This window comes from Kocuria sp. (genome assembly GCF_030536815.1).
Taxonomy (GTDB): domain Bacteria; phylum Actinomycetota; class Actinomycetes; order Actinomycetales; family Micrococcaceae; genus Kocuria; species Kocuria gwangalliensis.
In genome coordinates this window covers 25,384-50,163 of the sequence record NZ_JAUNPE010000006.1, presented here as the reverse complement: position 1 = coordinate 50,163, position 24,780 = coordinate 25,384, and the positions used below count along the sequence as shown (strand labels likewise).

Annotated in this window: 17 protein-coding genes; 6 read left to right on the top strand and 11 right to left on the bottom strand. The window is 65.0% G+C overall.

Features of this window, described 5'->3' with window-relative positions:
- From Q4E95_RS01735 to Q4E95_RS01720, 4 genes are all read right to left on the bottom strand, one after another.
- A partial coding sequence (locus Q4E95_RS01735; protein WP_303381658.1) for an alkaline phosphatase family protein occupies positions 1-593 on the bottom strand: 593 nt, incomplete at its 3' end.
- Positions 590-1,309, bottom strand: a complete 720-nt coding sequence (locus Q4E95_RS01730) for a DUF5998 family protein (protein WP_303381657.1) — start codon at positions 1,307-1,309, stop codon at positions 590-592. The genes Q4E95_RS01730 and Q4E95_RS01735, both read right to left, overlap by 4 nt.
- A 47-nt stretch (positions 1,310-1,356) precedes the next feature.
- Positions 1,357-2,733 (bottom strand): serine/threonine-protein kinase, encoded by a 1,377-nt coding sequence (locus Q4E95_RS01725; RefSeq protein ID WP_303381656.1) that lies wholly within the window; start codon positions 2,731-2,733, stop codon positions 1,357-1,359.
- Between the two features lie 12 nt (positions 2,734-2,745).
- The gene (locus Q4E95_RS01720) at positions 2,746-5,439 is read right to left on the bottom strand and encodes a GNAT family N-acetyltransferase (RefSeq protein WP_303381655.1); all 2,694 of its coding nucleotides are present in this window, start codon (positions 5,437-5,439) and stop codon (positions 2,746-2,748) included.
- 70 nt (positions 5,440-5,509) lie between these two features.
- On the opposite strand from Q4E95_RS01720, the gene Q4E95_RS01715 reads away from it, so the two are divergent.
- The gene (locus Q4E95_RS01715; RefSeq protein ID WP_303381654.1) at positions 5,510-8,095 is read left to right on the top strand and encodes a DNA topoisomerase (ATP-hydrolyzing) subunit A; all 2,586 of its coding nucleotides are present in this window, start codon (positions 5,510-5,512) and stop codon (positions 8,093-8,095) included.
- Positions 8,096-8,257: 162 nt separating this feature from the next.
- Here Q4E95_RS01715 and Q4E95_RS01710 read toward each other — a convergent pair whose 3' ends face one another.
- Positions 8,258-10,366: a type IIA DNA topoisomerase subunit B gene (locus Q4E95_RS01710; RefSeq protein WP_303381653.1), complete on the bottom strand. Its 2,109-nt coding sequence runs from the start codon at positions 10,364-10,366 to the stop codon at positions 8,258-8,260.
- Between the two features lie 231 nt (positions 10,367-10,597).
- Between Q4E95_RS01710 and Q4E95_RS01705 the strand changes: the two genes are divergently transcribed.
- Positions 10,598-10,801 carry a hypothetical protein gene (locus Q4E95_RS01705; RefSeq protein WP_303381652.1) on the top strand — a complete coding sequence of 68 codons (204 nt, stop codon included), beginning with the start codon at positions 10,598-10,600 and terminating at the stop codon, positions 10,799-10,801.
- 84 nt (positions 10,802-10,885) lie between these two features.
- On the opposite strand, the gene Q4E95_RS01700 is transcribed toward Q4E95_RS01705, so the two are convergent.
- From Q4E95_RS01700 to Q4E95_RS01680, 5 genes are all read right to left on the bottom strand, one after another.
- Positions 10,886-11,572, bottom strand: a complete 687-nt coding sequence (locus tag Q4E95_RS01700) for a ubiquinone/menaquinone biosynthesis methyltransferase (protein ID WP_303381651.1) — start codon at positions 11,570-11,572, stop codon at positions 10,886-10,888.
- Positions 11,573-11,604: 32 nt separating this feature from the next.
- Entirely contained in the window at positions 11,605-13,176 is a 1,572-nt protein-coding gene (locus Q4E95_RS01695) for an RNA polymerase sigma factor (protein ID WP_303381650.1), read from the bottom strand.
- 166 nt (positions 13,177-13,342) lie between these two features.
- A complete protein-coding gene (locus tag Q4E95_RS01690; RefSeq protein ID WP_303381649.1) occupies positions 13,343-14,716 on the bottom strand; it encodes a hypothetical protein in 1,374 nt (457 codons plus the stop codon).
- A gap of 140 nt (positions 14,717-14,856) precedes the next feature.
- Complete coding sequence (locus tag Q4E95_RS01685) at positions 14,857-16,155, bottom strand: nitrate/nitrite transporter (RefSeq protein ID WP_303381648.1); 1,299 nt, start codon at positions 16,153-16,155, stop codon at positions 14,857-14,859.
- A 59-nt stretch (positions 16,156-16,214) separates the two neighbouring features.
- Entirely contained in the window at positions 16,215-17,135 is a 921-nt protein-coding gene (locus tag Q4E95_RS01680; RefSeq protein ID WP_303381647.1) for a PAC2 family protein, read from the bottom strand.
- Positions 17,136-17,341: 206 nt separating this feature from the next.
- On the opposite strand from Q4E95_RS01680, the gene Q4E95_RS01675 reads away from it, so the two are divergent.
- The 4 genes from Q4E95_RS01675 (at position 17,342) to Q4E95_RS01660 (ending at position 22,857) form a co-directional block, all read left to right on the top strand.
- Positions 17,342-18,883: a leucyl aminopeptidase gene (locus Q4E95_RS01675; RefSeq protein WP_303381646.1), complete on the top strand. Its 1,542-nt coding sequence runs from the start codon at positions 17,342-17,344 to the stop codon at positions 18,881-18,883.
- A gap of 181 nt (positions 18,884-19,064) precedes the next feature.
- Positions 19,065-20,432, top strand: coding sequence for a dihydrolipoyl dehydrogenase (gene lpdA, locus Q4E95_RS01670; RefSeq protein ID WP_303381645.1), 1,368 nt, complete (start codon positions 19,065-19,067; stop codon positions 20,430-20,432).
- Positions 20,433-20,548: 116 nt separating this feature from the next.
- Positions 20,549-22,384 carry a 2-oxoglutarate dehydrogenase, E2 component, dihydrolipoamide succinyltransferase gene (gene sucB / locus Q4E95_RS01665; protein WP_303381644.1) on the top strand — a complete coding sequence of 612 codons (1,836 nt, stop codon included), beginning with the start codon at positions 20,549-20,551 and terminating at the stop codon, positions 22,382-22,384.
- A gap of 122 nt (positions 22,385-22,506) precedes the next feature.
- A complete protein-coding gene (locus tag Q4E95_RS01660) occupies positions 22,507-22,857 on the top strand; it encodes a hypothetical protein (RefSeq protein WP_303381643.1) in 351 nt (116 codons plus the stop codon).
- 114 nt (positions 22,858-22,971) lie between these two features.
- Here the strand turns inward: Q4E95_RS01660 and Q4E95_RS01655 are convergent, their stop codons facing one another.
- Positions 22,972-24,738, bottom strand: coding sequence for a protein kinase (locus tag Q4E95_RS01655; protein WP_303381642.1), 1,767 nt, complete (start codon positions 24,736-24,738; stop codon positions 22,972-22,974).
- Between the last annotated feature and the right edge of the window lie 42 nt (positions 24,739-24,780).

Here is a 24,780-nt window from a genome sequence, read left to right as displayed (position 1 = left end):
TAGACCAGCGCTCGTTTGCCCTCGCGCAACTCGTCGAGGACCGCTGCGGTGCGAGCGAACACGCCGTCGGCGCCCTTGAAACGGCCACCCCGCAGGGAAGCCCGGGTCAACTCTGAATTCTGGAACCGGGGCTTGCTGACCGTCACGGTGTCCACGGTGTCCTCCGACCGGTTGAACACGGTGCGGTGGGGTTGCCACGTTTCCGGTTCGATCCGTGGACTCCATTGGCCGAGCATGTTCACCACGCGGTCCTGGTGGGGATCCACCACGTCGTAACCGAGCATGCCGTGCTGTCCGGGGGCGAGACCCGTGCCCAGACTCGACAGGGACACGGACGTCGTGGTGGGAAAAGCGGCGTCGAGAACCCCCAGGGACTGGGCTCTGCGCAGCGTGGGTGCATGACCGGAGCACTCGCTGAGCAACTCGGCCCCGAGGCCGTCCACGAGCACCACCACGTACCGTTGCGCTTTGGGCAGCCCCAAGGTATTGGTGGTCCCCGGTACTCCCAAGGCGGCCGCGGCCGATGTCATCACGTCCGCCACGCTGCGCCCGCCGTACCGCGGGGGCGCGGGAAAATCCGCGGGAAGGGTCATGAAGATTTGCGCCCGGAGTCACGGCCCGTGAAGCGATGACCGAACCGCGGTCGCTGCACGGGGGCCTCGGAGGGGCGGCGTTCGGTCATGGGGCGCTGGTGGGGCGATTGTGCGATCTGGGCTCCCGAGTCGGTCACGGGCGCCAGATTGGCCCGGCGTAATGTGCGCGCGAATTCGCGGGCGCCCTCCACGGCATCTTTGCCGTCCGCTTCGGAGCTGATGCGCATCACCACGTCCTCGCTCGCGGCCGTGCCCGTGTACCCGTGGTCCGCTTGGCACTCCGGGTCCTCGCACATGGCCGGGTACAACTCGAGTTGCTGGGTCCCGGTCCAGCTCACCGCGAGCGTCAGCTCCATGATGGGTGTGTCGGGGCGGTAATTCTGCGGCTGGTGGTACGCGTAGCTGAGAGTGACCGAACGGATCTGGGAGATCCCCACGGTTTCCGTGGAGACCCGGGCCACCACGTCACGACCGCTGTCGTCGAACTGTTGGTCGTCCACGTGGGTGATGTGCAGGACATCCTCCGCGAGTACCAGCACGGTTATGTGGCGGTGGAGTTCGGTGTTGTTGAAGTGGGTTTCCAACTGCACCAGGTGGGACACGGGCTGCCTACCGTCGAGGGAATCCCGCACCACGTCTTCCACGAGTTGCGGATAGAACCCGGCCGTGCTGATGTCCTCGATCAAGCGCGAGCCGTCGGGAGCTGAATACGTCATGCGTCCATTGTCCTTCACTTACCTCGCCTGTGCGCAATTGTTGTGACTCATGGTGTGACCACGCACGAGAGTGTGCCGTCCTCCTGTTCGGTGCACACCGGCGTCACGTCCATGCTGGGTTCTTGCGGGGCCGACGGCGTCGGCGTGCCGTCCTGCGGTTGGGTCACCTCGGGCTCGGGACCGGTCGCACCGTCCAGCCATGAACTCATGACTGGGCCCACCCAGAAGTAGCCCGCGGTCAAGGCGACCGCGGCCAGTACCAGGGTGAGGAGGACCCACGGCACGCGAGATCGTTTCGAGCGGGCCGGTTTTGTTCGGGTCACTCGCTGAGCGGGGCCGGTGTCCGTGACGGTCGTTGTCCGCGCGAGGGTGCTCACCGCGCCGTGGCGTGGCAGCGCTTCTGTCTCCTGCCCGGCACCGAAAGGGTTCAGGGGGTCATCCGAGAGTTGGGGCGCAGGATGAGCCTGCTGCGTTTGTTCCCCCTGGCGTCGCACCGCATGCCATTGGATCCGCGTCATGGGCGCGTCGTCGGGCAGGGGCAGCACCGCCGCATCGGGAACCGTGGACAGTTCCCGTTCGGTCGTGGGTGAGAGCACGTCGAAGATTTCGAAGGGCTCGCCCTCCGCCGTCAGGGATTCGCGGTCGCATCGACGGCCCGCGCCTTCGCCGAGATCCAGCAGCGCGGTTTTCGCCGCGGCGATGCGCTGTTGGGGATCCGTGCTCAGCAGCCCGGCAACGTGACTCCGTAACTGCGGTGATTCAGGGAACAGCCCCGCCACGGCGGCCGGTTCCAGGGGGTCGCTGAGATCAACGTGCGGGTCCACGAGTCGAACCGCGGTGACCCCGGCGGCGTAGAGGTCCGTGGACGCGGAGGGCTCCATGGGCCCGTACGCCTCGTGGGGTAGATAGCCCGGCGTGCCGACAACGGTTCCCGTGTGGGTCAATCGGGCGTCCTCGGCTCGCACGGCGATCCCGAAATCCGCGAGACGCGCCCAGGGCCGCCCGGAGCCGGTGGGTTCCATGAGCACATTGCCGGGTTTGACGTCCCGGTGAATCCACCCGCGAGCGTGCACGAACTGCAGTGCCTGGAGTAATTGGTAGAGGATTTCCTCCGCCACCGACTCCGAAACGGCTCCGTTGTCACCCAGGGCCGCTTCGAGGGTGCCCCCGCTGACCAGCCGCATGCCGATCGCCACGTACTCGTCCTCGGCCGCCCACCCGTAGGGCGCCACCACGTGTGGGTGATCCAGCTTCACGGACTGTTCCCTGACGAACCGCAACAAATCAGCGGAATCTCGTTGGCGGAGCACCTTGGCCGCGCATTCCCGCCCCAGTTTAAGGTCCATGGCGCGCCAGACTGCCCCGCTGCCACCCTTGGCAATGGGTTCCAGTAACTCGAAACGCCCGGCTATCGTGTCCGACACTCGGTAAGCGGCCTAGCCTCGCATGGCCCGGCGAGCGCTGTCGGTGCGCTGCCCGGGGTCACCCAGCGTGATGGTTGCCGTGAGTACCGTGACCACGGAGCCGGACAGCAGGACCGGGTTGAGGTCGAGGGACGCGGTTTCGGGGAACTGGTCCTTGAGGAGAGCGACCCTGTTGATCAGGTCCTCCACACCGGTGGTGTCCACGGCGGGGACTCCCTGGTGTCCGAAGAGTTTTTTGGACGCCTTTGGTGCCCGAACCATGCGGGTAATGTCCTGATCGGTCAGCGGCGGAACCCTGTGCGCCCAGTCGTCAAGGAGGTTGACGGCGTCCCCGGCCATGCCGAAGGAAAGAACGGGACCGATCAACGGGTCCTCAATGGCCCGCAGCAGGACCGTCTGACCCGTGGCCGCCATGGACTGCACCTCGAAATCGGAGCTTCCGAAGCTTGCGAGCGCGCGCGTCATCGTGGTGATGGCCACGCGCAGCTGCGATTCGTCCTCGATGTTCAACGCCACCCCGCCCAGATCCAGGCGGTGTCGCAAGTGCGGGTCGGTGGTCTTGAGCGCCACCGGATAGCCCAGCCGCGCCGCGGCGGTGACGCCCTGGTCGGGTTCGGAGAACCGCACGGACTCCAGGACCGTGATCCCGGCGTGCCCCAGCAATTCAGTCGTCTCGTCCGTGGTCAGTTCGTAGAGCCCGTCCCCGGGGATCTGGGGCTTGAGCTTTTCCAGGAACTTCTCGATGGCGTCGTCATTGAAGTCCTCGGGGATCGACACGTGCCCGTATTCCTGATCGCGCCAGCTCGAGTAGGTGACCACACTCGATAAGGCGAGCAGGGCCGCGCCGGGCGAATCAAAGCAGGGCAGGGACGCGCCGTCGTCGGTGGTGTGCACCATGGCCGTCTTGGCGTCGCTGCCGAACTGTCCGGTGAACACACCGACCGCGGTGCATTCGGCGGTGCGGGCCTGCCGCGCGATCTCATCGACCAGTGCATTGTGGTCGAGCCCGGGCACGGGCATGAGCACGACCACCAGGCTGGCCACTCCCTCCAGGGACGCGTTGCGGCGCACTGCGTCCACAATGGCCTCGTGCGCGTGCTGGGGGCCCTGGCTCGTGTCCACGTTGCCGTCGGAGACCGCGGGTTCCATGCCCAGGCGGATGGCGGAGTCCTCGGCCAGTTGGGACAGTGCCAACGCATTGGAGACCACGGCCACCCGGTTGTTGCCCGGAACCGGTTGGCTCTCAGCAACGGCCGCGATGTCCAGCAACTGTTCGGCCGTCCCGGCGCGGATCACTCCTGCCTGTCGGAACATCGCGTCCAGGGCTCCGGGGGGTGCCTGCGTGGTACGCCCCGTGTGCCCGGGGGGCAACCGCAACCCGGTGACCTCGGACTTGGCCACGATGACGGGCTTGGAACGGGAGAGTCTGCGGGCGATCCGCGAGAATTTTCGGGGATTACCCACGGACTGCAGGTACAGGCCGCACACCGTGGTGGTCGGATCGTCCTCCCAGTACTGCATCATGTCGTTGCCGGAGACGTCCGCGCGGTTACCGGCCGAGAGGTAACTGGACAGCCCGACCCGGTGCCGTCGGGCAGCCCCGTACACCATGGTGCCGATCGCACCCGATTGGGAGAACAGCCCCAGTCCCCCGCCCTGCGGCATTCGCGGCAGGACCGAGGCGTTGAGACTGACCTCCTCCGAGGTGTTGATGAAACCCAAACTTGCGGGGCCCACCACGCGCATGCCGGACGCGCGGGCAATCCGTACCAGGCGCCGCTGTTGAACGGCACCGTCCGCGCCGGCCTCCGCGTAGCCGCCGGTCATGACGACCACCGCCCTGGCCCCGGCTCGGCCGCACTCCGCGATGGTGGCTTCCACGCCATCCCGGGGGACGGCAATGATTGCGAGGTCGATCTTCACGGGGATGTCCCGGGCGCTCTTGACAAAGGTGAGACCGTCCCGCTCGAACGGCGTGTTCCCCACCCCGTAGAGGGTGCCCGTGTAACCGCCGTTCAAAATGCCTTCCACGGCGTGGAAGCCGGCATGGTCCGGGTCCGCGGACGCCCCGATCACGGCCACGACCTCCGGAGTGAGTAGATCCTGGATGGAGCGGGCCTCGGCACGGTGTTCACGGGATTCCATCACGGCCAGTGACTTCTCGGTGGGGTCGATGTCGAAATCGACCACCACCACGCCATCTTCGAACTGCCGGGAGACGTCGTATCCGGCCTCCACGAACACGTGGAGCATTTTGCGGTTCTCGGGGAGTACCTCCGCGGTGAATCGATCGATCCCGTTCTCGCGGGCGGCCGCGGCCAAGTGCTCCAACAGGATGGACCCGATGCCGCGGCCCTGATGGTGGTCCGAGATCATGAACGCGACTTCTGCCGCGCGCTCGGAGGTGCGGTCGTAGCGACCCACCCCGATCATCTTGGCGTCCAACAACAGGATGAAGCACACGCGGTCCACGTGGTCCACGGTGGTGAATCGTGCCAGTTCCTTCTCGGACAGCGCGGGTTTGTAGGAGAAGAACCGGAGGTAAATGCTGTCCTCGGACTGCTTACCGTGGAACTCGGTCAGAAGTTCCCGGTCGTCCGGGCTGATGGGCCGCAGATGAGCGGTGGCACCGTCACGCATGATGACGTCTGCTTCCCAGTATTCGGGGTAGGACGGTGACTGCGAACCTTCATCGTGAGAACCCATAGACTTCAGAGTAGCCAACCGTGTGACCTCCCGACAGGTACACGCCGATTATTCGAGGAGTTGCCGCTAGATGGCCCGACGTCGTTCAACCACCCGCTCCGAACAGGAGGAGTTGCCTGAGGATTTCACAGAGCACATCGTGGATATCGATGTCACGCAGGAAATGGAAACGAGTTTCCTGGAGTACTCCTATTCGGTGATCTACTCACGCGCCCTGCCTGACGCGCGTGATGGGCTCAAGCCGGTGCAGCGTCGCATCCTGTTCATGATGGACCAAATGGGCTTGCGCCCGGATCGCGGTCATGTCAAAAGCGCGCGTGTGGTGGGCGAGGTGATGGGCAAGCTCCACCCCCACGGTGACTCCGCGATTTACGACGCCATGGTGCGCATGGCCCAGTCCTTCGCGATGCGACTGCCCCTGGTGGACGGCCACGGAAACTTTGGTTCCTTGGACGACGGTCCCGCGGCCCCGCGTTACACGGAGGCCCGCATGGCGGCCGCCGCTCAGGCACTCACGGGAGACCTCGACGAGGACGTCGTGGATTTCGTTCCCAACTACGACAACCAGTTCCAGCAACCCGGTGTGCTCCCGGCGGCCTACCCGGCCCTGCTGGTCAACGGCGCCACCGGAATCGCCGTGGGCATGGCCACCAACATGGCACCCCATAATCTCCGCGAGGTGGTGGCGGGTGCGCGTCATCTGATCCTCAACCCGGAGGCCTCGCTCGAAGAACTCATGAAGTTCGTGCCGGGTCCCGACCTGCCATCGGGCGGGCGCATCGTGGGCCTGGAGGGCATCCGCGACGCCTACCGAACGGGGCGAGGTTCATTCAAGACCCGGGCCAAAGTCTCCGTCGAGCAGGTCTCGCCACGCAAACAGGGCATCGTGGTCACCGAGTTGCCCTACATGGTGGGTCCGGAGAAGGTCACGGAAAAGATCAAGGACGCGGTCCAGTCCAAAAAACTGGCCGGCATCTCTGATGTAGTGGACCTCACCGACCGCACCAATGGGCTGCGCCTGGTCATTGAGCTCAAGAACGGATTCAACCCCCACGCCGTGCTGGCTCAGCTGTACAAGCACACGCCCATGGAGGATTCCTTCGGCATCAACAACGTGGCGCTCGTGGACGGCCAGCCGCGCACGCTGGGCCTGCTCGACATGCTGCGGGTCTACACCGATCACCGGTTGTCCGTGGTGCGCCGCCGCACCGCGTTCCGGCTGGCCAAGCGCCAGAACCGGCTGCACCTGGTGGAAGGCCTTTTGATCGCGATCGTCGACATCGACGAGGTCATCCAGATCATTCGCGCCTCCGAGCAGACGGCCGAGGCCCGCGACCGGTTGATGAAGGTCTTCGACCTCTCCCGCGCCCAGGCCGAGCACATCCTGGAACTACGCCTGCGCCAGCTCACCAAGTTCTCCCGCATCGAGCTCGAGGCCGAACGGGACCAGCTGGTCAAGGAGATCTCCGAGCTCGAGGCGATCCTCGGTTCCGATCAGACACTGCGCCGGGTCGTTGCGGATGAACTCGAGCAGGTCGCCCAGACGCACGGCGATGATCGCCGCACCGTCCTGCTCGAAGCGGAGGACCTGCCGGCCGTGACCTCGGCGGCGGACGCGGACGGCAAACGCAAGCACGCGGCGTCGTCGGTCACGCTCGAGATCAGCGACGACCCGTGCTGGGCGTTCGTTTCCACGACCGGTCGCCTGGCGCGCACCACCACCCGGACGCCACTGGCCGATGCTCCGCGCCGGTTCAAACACGACGCGCTCGCGAGCGTGCTCCCGACGACCGCACGCGGTGAGATCGCGGCGGTCACCTCCACGGGCCGCATGCTGCGCGTGTCCTGCATTGATATTCCCGTGCTGCAGGATTTCGACGGCGTTCCACGCCTCGCGGACGGCGTGCTCGCCGCCGATTTCTTGGGCCTGGACAAGAACGAGCACCTGGTGGGGTTGGTGCCCCTCAACCAGGTCTTCGCCGTGGGTACGGAACAGGGAATCGTCAAGCGAGTGAATCCCGACTACCCGCTCAACCTCGACCAGTGGCCGGTCATCAAGCTCAAGGAAGCAGACCGCGTGATCGGCGTGTCCGCATGCCCGGACGGCGTCGAACTGGTGTTCGTCTCGTCGGATGCCAAGCTGCTGCACTTCGCCGCGCATCTCGTACGGCCGCAGGGACGCAATGGCGGTGGTGTGGCCGGGATGAAACTGGCCCCGGGCGAACGCGCGATCTTCTTCGGCGCGGTCCGGGAGGACCCCGCGACCGTCGTGGTCACCCAGGCCGGGGGCCAGGATCAGCTGCCGGACACGGGTGTGGCGTCCATCAAGGTGACTCCCCTCTCCGAATACCCGGCCAAGGGGCGTGCGACCGCGGGAGTGCGCGCACAGCGGCTGCTCACGGGAGAGTCCAGACTGAACCTCGCATGGGTGGGTCACGGGCCGGGTAAGGCCGTATCCGCGGCCGGAGTCGCCCGCAACCTGCCCCACGAATACGGTCGTCGTGACGGCTCCGGGGTGAGCGTGGACCGCGCCGTGCACGCGGTGGGTCCGGCTCTCGCCGGGCTGCCCGTGCCGGGGTCGGACGCCGCGGCGAACTCCGCCCCGGACACCCAGTCGGTTCCCGCCGGGCAGGACACGCTGCCCCTGGACGGCTGAGCCGCCTCGTAGCGAACGAGTGCGCCCCGCATCTTCCGCGTGGAAGATTCGGGGCGCGGTTCGTGGCGCGGGTGTCGACTGCTCGTCCAGCCGTGGCTCAAATCGCAGCTACGTCACGACACAGTTGTTCCTGTCCCCCGACGCTGATGCCTTTCTCCCGGATCAGGCGTCGATGCGGTCCTGATCCAGCTGTGCGGCGCCGGCCACGATGAAGTCCTTGCGCGGAGCCACCTGGGACCCCATGAGCAGGGAGAACGCGTGTTCGGCGGCCTCGGCGTCCGATACCCTGACCCGGCGCAGCACGCGGTGCCGGATGTCCATGGTGGTCTCCGCCAATTGATCGGCATCCATCTCGCCCAGGCCCTTGTAGCGCTGGATGGGTTCCTTGTACCGGCGGTCCTGCTCCTCCAGGCTGCCCAGCAGGGTTTCGAGTTCGCGTTCCGAGTACGTGTACACCATCTCGTTGGCCTTGGAACCGGGATTGATGATCTCCACGCGATGCAGCGGCGGAACCGCGGCGTAAACGCGCCCGGCCTCAACGAGCGGGCGCATGTAACGGTAAAAGAGTGTGAGAAGCAGGGTGCGGATGTGCGCCCCGTCCACATCCGCGTCGGTCATCATGATGACCTTGCCGTAGCGAGCGGCGTCCACGTCGAAACTGCGTCCCGATCCCGCACCGATCACCTGAATCAACGCGGCGCACTCGGTGTTGGCGAGCATATCCGTGATGGATGCTTTCTGGACGTTGAGAATTTTTCCGCGGATGGGCAGCAACGCCTGGTAGTTGGAATTGCGGGCCAACCGGGCCGTGCCCAGGGCGGAATCGCCCTCTACGATGAACAACTCGGACCGGCTCACGTCCGCGGAGCGGCATTCCACCAGCTTGGTGGGCATGGACGAAGTTTCCAGCGCGTTCTTGCGCCGCTGGGTCTCCTTGTGCACGCGCGCCGAGATCCGGGACTTCATTTCCGCTACCACTTTGTCCAGCACCTGGCTGACCTGCGCCTTGTCATCGCGTTTCTTCGATGTCAGCTGCTGGGTCAGTTGCGACTCCACGACCTTGGAGACGATCTGACGTACCGCGGGGGTGCCCAGAACTTCCTTGGTTTGACCCTCGAACTGCGGTTCGGCCAGGCGAACCGTGAGCACGGCGGTGAGGCCCGCCAGGACGTCGTCCTTTTCGAGTTTGTCGTTGCCGACCTTGAGTTTGCGCGCGTTGGCATCCACTTGTTTACGGATGGTCTTCAGCAGTGCCGTTTCAAAACCGGACAGGTGCGTACCACCCTTGGGCGTGGAAATAATGTTGACGAACGAGCGCACGGTGGTGTCGTAGCCGACCCCCCACCTCAGTGCGACATCCACTTCGCACACGCGTTCCACGTCCTGCAATTGAGCGCGTCCGGTGTCATCCAGGACCGGGACGCGCTCCGTGAAGCTGCCCTGGCCCTGCAGCCGCCACACATCGGTGACCGGCGCGTCAATGGCGAGGAACTCGGCGAATTCGGAGATACCGCCGTCGTACTGGAACACCTCCGTGTGAGGCCCGTTTTCCCCCGGTGTTCCGGCGAGAAGCCGTTCATCACGGACAGTGATCTGTAGCCCCGGGATCAGGAACGCGGTTTGGCGTGCACGGCGCACCAGCTCCTCCGTGGAGAACTTGGCGTCCGGGGTGAAAATCTGTTCGTCGGCCCAGTACCGGATCCGCGTGCCCGTGACTCCGCGCTTGGCCTTACCCGCGATCTTGAGTTCGGAGTTGTCCGTGAACGCCTCGAACGGAGCATTCGGTGACGGCGCACCCTTGTCCGTGAAAATACCTGGCTCACCGCGTTTGAAGGACATTTGATAGGTCTTGCCACCGCGATCCACTTGCACGTCCAGACGCGAGGACAAGGCATTGACCACCGAGGCACCCACACCGTGCAGACCGCCCGAGGCGGTGTAGGAACCGCCGCCGAACTTACCGCCGGCATGCAGTTTGGTGAACACCACCTCGACACCCGTGAGACCTGTGCGGGGTTCCTTGTCAATGGGGATACCGCGGCCGTCATCGTGGACCTCCACGCAACCGTCCTTGTGCAGGATCACGGTGATGTTCTGCCCGTAACCCGCCAGCGCCTCGTCCACCGAGTTGTCGATGATTTCCCACATGCAGTGCATGAGCCCGCGGGAGTCGGTGGAACCGATGTACATACCCGGGCGCTTGCGCACCGCTTCCAGGCCCTCCAGAACGGAAAGGTGCCGGGCATTGTATTCGGAACGAGTGGGTGTCACGGTGCTGAATCTCCCGAGTGTCTGGCTTGAGGGCGCGGGTGGGACTCCCCCACTTTAGACCGCGGCACCGACATTGTGCGCGGTGGGCGAAACCACTGTTCCCGGGGAAGTAATCGGGTCTACCTTTGGTTCTATTGATACGTGCTGCAGTGTTGGTTTCCGGAATCAACTGCGCACCGTGATTGCACCGCGAGGTGGGATTACAGACCCTGTATCCGTAAGGAGGATCTCATGAACGCGACACTCGAGACGCGTGAACTCAACGCGACCCACCGCTGTGACGCCTGCGGCGCCCAGGCATACGTCCGCGTGGTCCTCGAAAGCACCGGCGGTCAACTGCTCTTCTGCGCGCACCACGCGCGCAAGAACGAGGGCAAGCTGCGCCCGCTGGCTGCCACTTGGCAGGACGAAACGGAGCACCTGGGAGCCTCCTGAGGTTTCCCACGGTTGAAGCAAGACCGGGGCACGCACCGTACGGTGCGTGCCCCGGTCTTTCGCTATCCCCTGCCGGACTCCGGATCAGGGTTTGTGACCCCACATGATCACGTTCGTGCCGAAGTACTTGGTGGACCAGTCGACCCCGCGGAATCCCACGCGCTCCATGACCCGGGCGACCTCGTCCGGCGTCATGAATCCGAGGGTGGAACTCTTGAGGTAGGTGTAAGCCTCGCGATCCTTGGCGATGAGCTGACCCAGCAGCGGGAGGACCACGCTCATCCCGGCGGACAGCACCAGCTTGAGGAGTCCGCGCGGGGGCGAGGTCTCCAGCACCACCACGCGGCCGCCCGGTTTCAACACCCGGTACTGCTCCCGGAGCACCCGCTCCACGTCACTGACGTTTCGGAGCAGGTATCCGTGAGTCACGGCATCAAAGGATTCGTCCTCGAAGCGCAACTGATGGGCATCCGCGAACTCCCACTCGATGTTTTCGGCACCGGGCTTCCGACGCGCTTCCGCAAGCATGTTCTCGGAGAAGTCCACACCGTAGATTTCCGCGCCGGGGTAACGACGCCGCGCGGCCAGGGCGATTTCGCCCGTGCCGGTCGCGATGTCCAGCAGCCGCCCGGTCACGGCCAGGTCCGCGCGCTTGGCCACCTCTCGGCACCACTGTGCGTGCCGGCCCATGGTCATGAGCGCGTTGACCCGGTCGTAACTGCGGTTCACCCGGTTGAACATGCTCTGGACACGACCGTCCTGGGACGTCATGGAGTACTCCTGATTCACCATGGCGTACCGGATCAGTCCAGGTAGTCCCGCAGCACCTGCGAGCGCGACGGGTGGCGGAGTTTGGACATGGTCTTGGACTCTATCTGGCGAATCCGCTCACGAGTGACCCCGTAGACCTTGCCGATCTCGTCCAGGGTCTTGGGCTGACCGTCGGTCAGACCGAAACGCATGGCCACGACACCGGCTTCACGTTCGGACAGGGTGTCCAGCACGGAGTGCAACTGCTCCTGGAGCAGGGTGAAGGACACGGCATCCGCGGGAACCACGGCCTCGGAGTCCTCGATGAGATCGCCGAACTCAGAATCACCGTCCTCACCGAGCGGGGTGTGCAATGAAATGGGCTCGCGGCCGTACTTCTGAACCTCCACGACCTTTTCAGGGGTCATGTCCAGCTCATTGGCGAGTTCCTCCGGGGTGGGTTCGCGACCCAGGTCCTGGAGCATTTGGCGCTGCACGCGAGCCAGCTTGTTGATGACCTCGACCATGTGCACCGGGATACGAATGGTGCGGGCCTGGTCCGCCATGGCGCGGGTGATGGCCTGACGGATCCACCACGTCGCGTACGTGGAGAACTTGAAGCCCTTGGTGTAGTCGAATTTCTCGACGGCGCGGATCAAACCCAGGTTGCCTTCCTGAATCAGGTCCAGGAACAGCATGCCGCGGCCGGTGTAGCGCTTGGCGAGGGAAACCACCAAACGCAGGTTGGCTTCCAGCAGGTGATTCTTGGCGCGTCGGCCGTCGTGAATCACCCAGCGATAGGCTCGGCGGGTCTCGGCGTCCATGGACTCCTGCTCGTCCGCGAATTTATGTTCGGCGAACAGGCCCGCCTCGATGCGCAGTGCAAGATCAACCTCTTGCTCCGCGTTGAGCAGTGCGACCTTACCGATCTGCTTGAGGTAATCCTTGACGGGGTCCGCGGTGGCACCGGCGGCAATGACCTGCTGTGCGGGGGCATCGTCCTCGTCGTTGCTGGTGAGCACGAACCCGCGGGCGGTCTTGTCCTCGCGGCCCTTCATGCGGGGTGCGGACTCTTCCGGGCTGGCCTGCGCCGATTCTGCTTCGTCCGAATCCCGCTCGTCCTCGATCGCTTCATCGTGATTGGCGAGCAGTTCTTCGTCTGCCTCGGCGGTCCCGGAAGCGTCGGCGGTCTTCTTACGGCCCCGACCCGTTGCGGTTGCCGTGGCAGTCTTCGGCTTACGGGCGGTGCCGGTGGTCTTGGTGGCCGGCTTGCGGGTGCGCGTGGTCTTGGCGGGAGTTGCCTCCGCCTCCTCGACCTCAACGGTGTCCTCGGTGTGAGCGGCCTTGGCCGCAGCGACCTTGGTGGCCGTGCTCTTCGCCGCGGTCGACTTGGTCGCCGGGGTCTTGGCAGCGGTGGACTTCGCGGCGGTGGTCTTTTTGGCCGCGGTCGTCTTCCTCGCGGCCGTGGTCTTTTTCGCGGCGGTTTTCTTGGCCGCCGTGGTCTTCTTCGCCGCACCGCTGGTACTCGCCCGGCCGGTGCTGGCCTGAGTGGTCTTCTGTGCGGAGTCCGTTGACTCCTCAGAGACCGTGGACTCGTTCGCGGTCTTGCTTGCAGCAGGTGACACTGAGAACCTTTCGTTGAACCGGTCGCGAGGTGCATTGTCACCATGTGTGGTGAACGCGCCTATGACCCTGTCAAGCCCGGTTTCCCGGCATTGCTGCCGCCCGGACGAGAAGGGTCCTAGTTGAGCCAACATACATGCCCCCGGTTTTGTTCCCGGTTCTTCTTCATTAATTTTCGTGAGCGTGGCGGGCGGCAGTGCGCTTGGCCCACCAACGGTCTCCGGGCCAAGCCGTCCGGGGGTCGGTGCTCCACCACGGGATGTCCTGGAGGTCCAGGCGACGGCGCACGGTCCTGGCTGCCTCCCGATCCTCGGCTATCGCGGTACTGCGATCCAACAGCCCCATGGCGGTGAAGGCACGGCCTCTGTACACCTCCACTTGGGCGCGTGCCGAGACCACATCCGCGTGACCCTCGACGCATCGGCTGTCTCGCCCCCGAGGGGCCCCGGCCGCTTCCAACCCGTGAGTCAGCATCAGGTCCAGTCCCTCGAGGATCCGGTACGCGGCCTCCACGGTGGCCCAGTCAGGAACGGATTCCCACTGCCCCAGCACCGCATGGGCGCAGCACAGCCCCTCGGCGATGTCTTCAGCCGCAGCGCGGCACTCGGTGGCCGGCACCGGAAGTGACAAAACGTCCCGTAAGGACGCTTGCAATCCTTTGTGAGCTCGGATCGCCCTGTCCTGGTCCCCGGTCAACCAGGAGTAGAAGATCGCGTCACGGGTGATGCTGTGATTCAAAGAGATCACAAGCCCGGCGAGATGCTGATCGGTAAGGCTCGACAACGCAATGGGCCAGTCGCCGCCTCCGGAATTCAGCGCCGCGACGGCATCCTGCCAGCGTCTGAGATCCCGTTCGTAGCAGGCCGGCGCCCGGAACTCATAGCGCACCTCGTCGTCCACCCATTCGTGCTGGGTGCCGCCGGTCACGGCCCCGAAGTCTTCGGGGACCTCGTCCTCGGTCGGCCTGACATCCGGGCCCTCGGTCAGCCGACCCAGTGCGGCGAGAAACCCGGAGGATCGATGTCTCAGTGCGTCCGGCACCCGCCCCGGTTGCTCCGGGGTCAGCTGATGGAAACAGCTGCCCAGTGTCACCATGTGGGCATTGAGCTGGCTGTCCTTGATACCGCTCCGTGGTTGTGGCTCGTCGAATCGTTGGAGGTTCCACCAGTGCTCGGGACCCACGACGAAACCACCGGTGGTGCGCATCCCCGAATCCTCGACGGCCAACCCGAGCCACGCGGCGCGGAAGAAATCCGCCTCCGGTTGCGGGACCACGGCCGCATCCGAATACACCACAACCGTTGCTTGATGGACGTGGCCCGTGGTCGCGGTGACCTCGGTCAGTTGCTGTGCGTACTCCGCAAGATCCTCGCTCCCGTTGGGAGTGGGCAGCTTCAGGCACAGCGCACCCCCGCTGGCGACGGGGATGAAGAGAACGGCACAATTACGCGGCTCGTACCCCAGTTGATGCGGGATCAGCGCCAGGAGGTCTTCGTCGCAGCGGATCTTGACGGGCTCTTGAGGATCATTGAGGAGGGTCATGCCCCCACGATCCGCGCGGCGGGCGCAACTCGCCCCGCGGCGGCGTCGAAATGTGGGGTCCGCGGCCTCGAAAACTTATGGAAGGGGACCTGTGGAGCCCGTATGCCGTGCCCCGCGCAACCAACTCGAACGCGTCGCGCTCAAATCGACTGCGGGCCGTGCACCTTACGCACCTTCCTGGTGCAGACGAGCACCGCGATGATGCCCACCGCGGCCACGAGTCCCTGCGCGGCAATCGCGGGACGGAATGCCTCGGCGTCGTAAAGAGTCGGTGAGACCCCGGCCGCGAACTGCAGGTCCAGTACCAAGCCCGTGAGGTAAATGGCCGCCAACGACGCAATGAACCCACCCACATTGGCGAGGCCGGTGGCGGTACCGCCACGACGGGGCGGGTTGAAGCTGCGCACGATGTCGAAGGCGAGCATGGACGCCGGATAGGACAGCGCGAGCATGCCCACCGCGATGAACACCACGGCGGTGGGGGCCTCACCGGGCCACAACAACATGAGCGCCCAACCGCCGTAAATCACCGCGCAGAAACTCAGGGCGAGCGCGGAGCGGTGCCGGGCGAAAACCGCGCTGAGCTTACCCACGCCCAGGCTGACCCCCACGTTGACCAACACGAAGGCCGTCATGACCGAGGAGGCCTGTGTGGCGTCCAGCCCCTGCGCGTTCTGCAGGTAGGGGTAGGCCCACATCAGGGCAAAGGTGTTGCCCACGAACTGCACCGCGAAGTGCACCCAGAAACCCAATTGCGTACCCGGTTCCCGCAGTGATTCCTTAATGGTGGCACCCACGGTCGCGAAAGAAATGGAGTCATTGAGAACATTGACCCCCGGCGGCGCGCTCCGAAGCAGGGCCGCGGACAGCACGCCGGACAACAACGCCAACGAGGCCAAGGTGATGAATGCCGGGACCCAGCCGGCCGCGTGGAGCAGTGCCGCGAAGGGAATGACGGAGAACAACTGCCCCAGGTTGCCGGTCATGCCGACCACCTGGGACAGCATGGGGACGCGCATGGCGGAGAACCACGCGGGTAGCAAACGCATGACGCACACGAACGTGGCGGCATCACCGGCGCCCACGAGGATCCTCCCGATCACACCGGCGGTGACCGATTCCGCCGCGGCGAGTTGCAGCTGACCCAGCACCATGCACACAGCACCGGCGCTGATCAGGACGCGCGGCCCGAAACGATCTACCAGAACACCCACGGGAACTTGGAGCGCAGCGTAAACCAGCACCTGCATCATGGAGAACATGGACAGACCCGCCGCTACGGTCTGGAAACGATCCGCCGCTTCGACGGATGCCACACCAAAGCTGGTGCGCTGGGCCACCGCGGAGAAGTAGGCGAAGATCCCCACCGCGAACACAATCCACGCCGCTCGCGAATCCTTCCCCCGATTACGGGGTGAAGACATGGGAGGGTGTGGCATGTTCGAAGTCCTTGGATCGCGGTGGAGAACGCGGCCCGGTTACTGCGGGGGCCGCGAGATCAATGGTCCTGCTCGTCCTGAGACGCGAGGAAAGCCTCCGCTGCGGCTCCGAGTTCGTCGGCGTCGGGCAGATCGTCGTGGTCAGGACCAGCCAGAATGGACCGATGCGCTGACGCATCGACCACGTCATCGTATCGCCGTTCCATGTTCTCGATGACGGACTGGATTTCCGGGGACCCGTTGGCCTGTTCGTTGATCTGCTGAATCACCCCGCGGGATGCCTCGCGCAGCTCGTCGGTGGGCAAGGTGCGACCCGTGACCGCGCTCAAGTGCTCCAGGGCGGCCACGGCGGCCTGCGGCAAATACGACTCCGCCAGGTACTGCGGTACGTGCACCGACAGGCCCACGTGATCAATACCACCGTCCTGCAACCGCAATTCCAGCAGGTGCGAGACGGAGGCGCTGATTTCAAAGGTCGGCTTGTTACCGCCCGTGCTCGGCAGCAGGTCCGCGCGCGGGCCGTGTGCGGTGACCAGCATGGGGCGGGTGTGGGGAACGGGCATGGGAATGCCGCTCACCAATGCCACGAGGCTCACATCCAGGCGCTGCGCCAGACCGACCACGGCCTGGGTGAAGCGTTCCCACTGAGTGTCGGGTTCGGGTCCGGTGAGGAGCAGGAAATGACGACCCAGGCCGTCCGTGACCACGCGCAGGGTCAATTCCGGTGCGTCCCACTCCTCGAAGTGGTCCTCCACGAATTTCACGTGCGGGCGGCGGGATCGGTAGTCGTAGAGCTGGTCCAGGTCGAACTGGGCCAGGGTTTCACTGGGCATGGAATCCATGACCACGGCTTCGATTTGCCCGGCCAGGTGGCCCGCCTCCACGTATCCGGACAGCGCCACGATCATGGGCAATCCGCGCAGTCGCCCATCCCCCAGCAACGCGGGGTCACTCAGGTACAGCGCCGTTGGATCCAGCACATCGACCTCCTGCAGAAAATAGTGGGGCGACTCCGGCAAGGGAATCGCCGCGCCTGACATCACTGACTTCAACGCCGGTGTGACCCGCCGGTATTCCCGCAGCGTACTGCGGAACTACCCGTCCGGATAAGATCGGTGACGGTCCCCACGTTGCGATCCTCCTGGCGTGGGCTTGTGCCAGTGTTTCCGAACGAAAGGACACCATCGTGACCACCGTGCAGGACATTGTGAATATCAGCGATCTGAGATTGGCCGTCAGTGCCAAGTCGCCGGCAGCGATCACCGCGGACGCCCTCATCGTGGGCGTGGAGTCCCCGGGTACCTCCGTCAACCTTGGCCCCTCCGCGAGTGCCAAACTGAGCCGCGCACTGTCCGAGCTCGCCGAACTCGCCGGCGCCTCCGGTTCAGCGGATTCCGTCACCGTGATCCCGGCCCCCTCCAACGTGTCGGCACGACTGGTCGCCTTCACGGGCCTGGGTGCAACCTCCACCCCCAACGACGACGCCGCTCACGCGGAGTCCCTGCGCCGGGCCGCCGGCGCCGCCGTTCGCCAGTTGGCAGGCAAGGCCACGAGCGTCGTCGTGGCCCTCCCCGCCACGTCCGTGACCGAGGTTCAGGCCGTCGCGGAAGGCCTGGGAATGGGCGCCTTCAGCTACACGGCGCAGAAGGTCCATACCCTGGACAAGCAATCGGCCCCCGTCGACTCGGCCACCGTGTGCGTGGCCAAGGACCTGGCCAAGCAATCCCACGCGGCCGTGGAGCGTGCCGCGCACGTGATCAAGGCCGTACGCACCGCGCGCAATCTGGTCGACCTGTCCCCGGACACCGCCAATCCGGAATTCGTGGCCGACTACGCGGTCGCCGCCGCCGGGGGCAGCAAGGTCAAGGTCACCGTGCTGGCCGAGAAGGAACTCGCCCGAGGCAATTTCGGCGGGTTGCTCGGTGTCGGCCAGGGGTCGGTGAACGGCCCCCGCCTCGTCAAGCTCGAATGGGCCCCCGCGAAAGCCAAGCGCCACGTAGCGTTCGTCGGTAAGGGCATCACCTTCGATTCGGGGGGACTGTCGTTGAAGCCCCCCGCGTCAATGATGACGATGAAGTCGGACATGGCCGGAGCCGCAGCCGTGCTCGCCACCGTGATGGCCGCGGCCGAGTTGAAGCTGCCCGTGGCCGTGACCGGTTGGCTGTGCTTGGCGGAGAACCTGCCCTCCGCCACCGCAACCCGCCCCGGAGACGTGCTGACCATGCATTCCGGTCACACCGTGGAAGTGCTCAACACCGATGCCGAAGGGCGCCTGGTGCTGGCCGACGGCCTGTGGGCCGCGGGGCAGGAGGATCCGGACCTGCTGGTGGACATCGCGACCCTCACGGGAGCCCAGATGGTCGCACTCGGCAACCGCACCGCCGCCGTCATGGGCGATGAGGCGGCGCGCGACATGGTGACCGAGGCCGCTTCCGCTGTTGGCGAAGCGTCCTGGGCCATGCCGTTGCCCGAGCACCTGCGAGCATCCTTGAACTCCAACGTGGCCGACATCAAGAACATGGGCGACAAGTTCGGGGGCATGCTGGTCGCGGGCTTGTTCCTGCGCGAGTTCGTGCCGGAAATCAAGGGAAACCGCGTCCCGTGGGCCCACGTGGACATTGCCGGCCCATCGTTCAACGAGGGCTCCCCCTGGGGCTACACACCCAAGGAGGGAACCGGCTTCGGTGTTCGCACCCTGTTGAGCGTGGCCGAGAACTACGCGTCGTAGGGAAATGATCCCCCCCACCACACACGCCACGCATCGGGGTCTCAGGAGCCAGCAATACCTGGTGAGACCCTGGGCGTGGCGATAAGGTGGGGACAAAACATCTCAGTGTCTGAACGGACCGCAGATCGGTACGGCCAGACCGCTAGCAACGTCAATACACTCGAACCCCGAGGGAGCCAACGTGGCCGACAACCAATACGACATTCTCGTCCTGGGCGGTGGATCCGCCGGATACGCAGCAGCATTGCGCGCAGTTCAGCTGGGTTACTCCGTGGCATTGTTCGAAAAGGAGAAGCTGGGCGGTACGTGTCTGCACTGGGGTTGCATCCCCACCAAGGCGTACCTGCATTCCGCCGAATTGGCCGAGGGTACCCGTGAGTCGGAGAAGTACGGCATCAAGGCCACCTTGGAATCCATCGACATGGGTGCGGTGCGCGACTACAAGAACAAGATCGTGCAGGGCAAATTCAAGGGCCTCACCGGTCTTATGAAGATGCGCAAGATCGAGGTCATTGCCGGCGAAGGCAAACTGACCGGACCCAACACCATTGAAGCCAACGGCACCACGTACACCGGTGAGCACATCATCCTGGCCACCGGTTCCTACGCCAAGACCCTGGGCATCGAGATCGGCGGTCGTGTGATGACCTCGACCGAGGCCCTCGAGATCGACTTCGTGCCCAAGTCCGCGATTGTGTTGGGCGGCGGCGTGATCGGTTGTGAATTCGCGTCCATGTGGCGTTCCTTCGGCGTGGATGTCACCGTGATCGAGGGGCTGCCCCATCTGGTCGCCAACGAAGATCCCGCCATCATCAAGGTCGCCGAGCGCGAGTTCAAGAAGCGCGGCATCAAGTACAACCTGGGTACGTTCTTCGACAAGGTCGAACAAAACGACGACGGCGCCAAGGTCACGCTGGCGGACGGCAAGGAATTCGAAGCGGACATCGTTCTCGTGGCGGTCGGCCGCGGCCCCAACACCGACAACATGGGCTTCGAGGATCAGGGCATCCCCATGGATCGCGGCTTCGTGACTCCCAATGAGCGTCTGCACACCGGTGTCGGCAACATCTACGCCATCGGGGACATTGTTCCCGGCGTTCAACTGGCGCACCGCGGTTACCAGCAGGGTCGTTTCGTGGCCGAGGAGATCGCCGGTCTGAGCCCCGTGATCGTCGAGGACATCAACATTCCCAAGGTCACCTTCACCGAACCCGAAATCGCCTCCGTGGGCTATTCCCAGCCCAAGGCCGAGGAGAAGTTCGGTAAGGACAACGTGGAGACCTTCGAATACAATCTGGCCGGCAACGGTAAGAGCTCCATCCTCGGCACGGGCGGCATCATCAAGCTCGTGCGCGAGAAGGACGGTCCCATTGTCGGATTCCACGCCATTGGCACACGCATCAGTGAGCAGATCGGTGAAGGTCAGCTCATGGTCAACTGGGAGGCTTACCCGGAGGACGTCGCCGCGTTCATCCACGCCCACCCCACCCAAAACGAGGCCATCGGTGAAGCTGCCATGGCATTGGCCGGAGCCCCGCTGCATGGTTGATGTCGAGTCGATGCCCGCCACCCCGGCGGGCATCGATGGTTGGCCCACCACAGGGGCGCTCACCCGCCCTGACAACTTGAGAGCATTTCTACGTTTAGAGAGGGACGGACAAGGCAATGTCTGAAACCGTTAACCTGCCCGCACTGGGCGAATCAGTCACCGAGGGCACCGTTACTCGTTGGCTCAAGGAAGTTGGCGACGAGGTAGCCGTTGACGAACCCTTAGTCGAAGTTTCCACCGACAAGGTCGACACCGAGGTTCCCTCCCCCGTCGCGGGTGTCATCGAGAAAATTCTGGTTGACGAGGACGAGGACGTCGAGGTGGGCGCACCGCTGGTCGTCATCGGTGACGGCTCCGGTTCCGGCGACTCCGGCTCCGATGATTCCTCCGACGAGCAGATCGAGGACGCCGCTACCGAAGCCGATTCCGGTGAGAACACCGAAGAAGCTGCCGAGCAGAAGGCAGAGCCCAAGGAAGCCCCGAAGGCCGACACCAAGAAGTCTTCGGGCAACTCCGTGGAGGTCACCCTCCCCGCACTGGGTGAATCCGTCACCGAAGGCACCGTGACCCGCTGGCTCAAGGAAGTCGGCGAGCAGATCGAGGTCGACGAACCCCTGTTGGAGGTCTCCACCGACAAGGTCGACACCGAGGTGCCTTCCCCCGTGGCCGGCACCCTGCTGGAGATCAAGGTCCAGGAAGACGAGGACGCCGAGGTCGGCCAGGTCCTGGCCATCGTCGGCGACGAATCCGACGCCTCCTCCGGTGACTCCGGCTCCGACGACTCCTCGACGAGCTCCTCCGAGGGCGCCACCGGCGAGCAGATCGAGGACGCCGCTACCGAAGCCGATTCCGGTGAGAACACCGAAGAAGCTGCCGAGCAGAAGGCACCCGCCAAGAAGGAAGAACCCCAGCGGGAGCCGGCCAAGGAAGAGTCCACGTCCGCGCCCAAGAAGAGCGATTCTTCGTCCGAGAAGCCCAAGTCGACCTCGGGCCCCTCCGAGGCTGCGGGCTATGTCACTCCGTTGGTACGCAAGCTGGCCCGTGAGAAGAACGTGGATCTCTCCACTCTCACGGGTACCGGGGTGGGTGGCCGTATCCGTAAGCAGGATGTGCTGGCTGCCGCCGAGGAATCCTCGAAGGCCTCCGAGTCCAAGGACCAGTCGGTGGACATGGCACCGGCCGTGGCCGGTGGCACCAAGGAGAAGTCCGCAGCTCCGGCCGCGGACGCCAAGCGGGGTACCACCGAGAAGGCTCCCCGCATCCGTATGACCATTGCCAAGCGCATGCGCGAGTCACTGGACGTGTCTGCTCAGCTGACCCAGGTCACCGAGGTGGACATGACCCGCGTGGCTCAGCTGCGATCCAGGGCCAAGGATCAGTTCCAGAAGCGCGAAGGCGCCAAGCTGACCTTCTTGCCGTTCTTCGCCAAGGCGGTGGCCGAGGCCCTGCAGGCCCACCCGGTCCTCAACGCCACGTTCAAGGAGTCCGAGAAGGAGATCGTGTACAACGGCTCCGAGGACATTGCGATCGCCGTTGACACCCCGCGTGGTCTGCTGGTTCCGGTCATCAAGAACGCCGGCGACCTGAACCTGGGTGGCCTGTCCAAGCAGATCGCGGAGCTGGGTGCCGCCGCCAAGGACGGTTCCATTTCCCCGGATCAGCTGACCGGTGGCACGTTCACAATCACGAACATCGGTTCCTTCGGGGCCCTGTTCGACACGCCCATCATCAACCAGCCGCAGGTCGGCATCCTGGGTACGGGCACCATTGTGAAGCGCCCCATGGTCATCACCGACGCCGACGGCAACGACACCATTGCTATCCGTCACATGTGCTACCTGTCGCTCACCTATGACCACCGCCTGGTCGACGGCGCGGATGCCGGTCGCTTCCTCTCCACCATGAAGAAGCGTTTGGAAGAAGGTCACTTCGAGTCCGAGGTCGGTCTGTAACGGGCTGCGACTGACCCGCAGCGGTCAACCGAAGGGTTGATTTTTTGCCGCCGGGATGTGTTCTGGATCACCCAGAGCGCATCCCGGCGGTTTTGCGTGCGGGGCTCGGATAGGGTCGAAGCATGGACTTTCTCTTCAGCCTCATGTTGTTTCTGCACTTCCTCGGACTGGCCGTCATCATCGGCACCTGGATCTTCACAATGAAGCGCCCCACCGTGACCGTGGGCCAGTTCTGGGCCGCAATCGTCATGCTCCTGAGCGGGTTGGCCATGGTGGCCCTGCGCGAAATGCAAGAGGGTTTCGAGGTCAACCACCTGAAGATCGGGGTCAAGCTGGTCATTTTGTTGATCGTGGCCGTGGCCGCGTTTATCGGGATGCGCAAGACCCAGCGCGGCGAACCCGTCTCGACCGGTCTCGCCCACGCCGTCGGCGGCATGGCAGTGATCAACGCAGCCGTGGCCGTCTTCTGGTGATCCCGCAGCTCTAGAACCTCATGTCGAGCCCCGCAGCGCCTCGTGCGCGGCGGGGCTCTTGTCATGGGGTGACACCCGTCAATGAGGCGACGGTACCCGGGGGCACGGGGGCCCTCAGCGGCTCTGTCTTGCGACCGGTGTCACGTCCACGATGCGCCATCCCTCGTCCGTGCGGGTCACGGTGAGATGCGCGGTTTGTCGCACGGTGGCGTTCTCGCGCTCCACGTGTGCGCCCTCCGGAATTTCCCCGTGCCAACCACGGGTCAGGATCTCCGTATAAAAAGTGTGCGCACCACCGGCATGCGAGTTCTCGGCCGGTTTCCCGTGCTCCCCGGGTGCGGTGGTGAGGGCTTCAATGCGCTCCACCTTCATGCTCAGCCCGGACAGGGCCGTGTAGCCGCTGGAACCCACATCCTGTTCCGCGGCGTGGGCAATGGTTGACTGGTCACTTTTCTGCAATCTCGACCCGGGCACGTACACCGCCTCCAGTGCCTTCTGATCCCCGGCGGCCAGCGCTTCTGCCCGGGAGGTCACGAGAGCTCGCGCGGCGTGCTCGGCCGCCCGTGTCGTGTCCTGCCCGGGTTCGGTCGCCGTTGCCGACGGCGCCGTGGTCTCGACCTCCGGGGCAGGCCCCACCCGCGATTCCCCCGGTGTACTGATATCCGATTCCTCTGACCCGGCCACCTGTGGCTCGCCGGCAACGGGCGAACCGCCGGTTCCAATGACTCCAGGTAGTGCGAACCAGGCACAGGCGACAAGCGCGGTGGCCGCGCAAGCGAGAAGCAACGGGTGTCGCCGCGACCGGCCATGGGGTGCCGCAGCGACGGTCGATCCGCGGCGCAGCCTCGGAAGCATGGTGCGCCCCAGTTTCACTTCCGTGCCGTCGGCCCGAATGATGTCCGGCGGCTGCGGACGAACGGATGTGGACGGCACCTTGACTGCGGGGATCGCCGCGATCCCGGTGGCAAACTCATGGGCGGTGGGTCGCGTGGTCGAGTCATCATTCAGTGCTGCCTCCAGCATCAACACCAGACCCCTGGGAGCTGCGGGGCAGACAAGTGTCAGTGGCACTCGGTGGGAATCCGAGCCCGGTGACCTTCCGGTGAGTGCCAACCACGCCAGCGTGGCCAGAGCTTTGACGTCATCGGCGGGTGACCGGGCAATGGCCCGATCCAGCATTTCCGGCCTGTCGTCGTGGCCCCAGGACGCCGCCGTCACGGGCTGCGCCGTTTCACCCGGCTCGGTTGGCCCGGATGTGTCCGGTAACCCGTACCCGTCGATCCGCACCTGCCCCTCCGGCCCCAGAAGGATGCGGTGCGGACTCATGGTCCCGTGCACCCAACCGTGGTCGTGCAACGTGGCCAGCCCCCTGGCCGCGGCGGCAAGGATTGGCGAGAGCTCGGCCGGGGGAACCCGACCGTCCTCAACGATCCTGCGTGCCAGGGAGTTCCCCTCCGTATGCTCGGTCACCAGCGCCTGCGCGGTCTCGCCCTGGCCGATCGTGCCACGGACCGCTACGAGGTGCGGATCCGCCACACCGACCCAGTATTCGGCCACCCTGACCATGGCCCGCTGCTGTGCGCCGCGTTCCTGTGCCGACGTACCCGTGGCGAACGTGACCGTGAACTTCTCCCGGCTCTGCTCTTCCTTGGCCAGCCAGCTACGTGTTCCGCGGCCGGAACCCAGGCGGCCCGCCAGCTCCAATCCCTCGGTCTGAGCAGCCGCATGATCGTGAGCTTCCGCTTCGCTCTCAACGGTGTGCTCGGGTTCCCCCGTGCGCCCCCGGGGAACCGAGGGTGACGGCACGGACTGTTGTCGTCGCGGCTGCTGCGCCGCCACAACACGCTGCTGGGCCCGTGTTCGCTTCTCTGGTGCGCTCATGTGCCCACTGTGCACCGAAAGTGCCCCCTCCCGCTCCCGTTA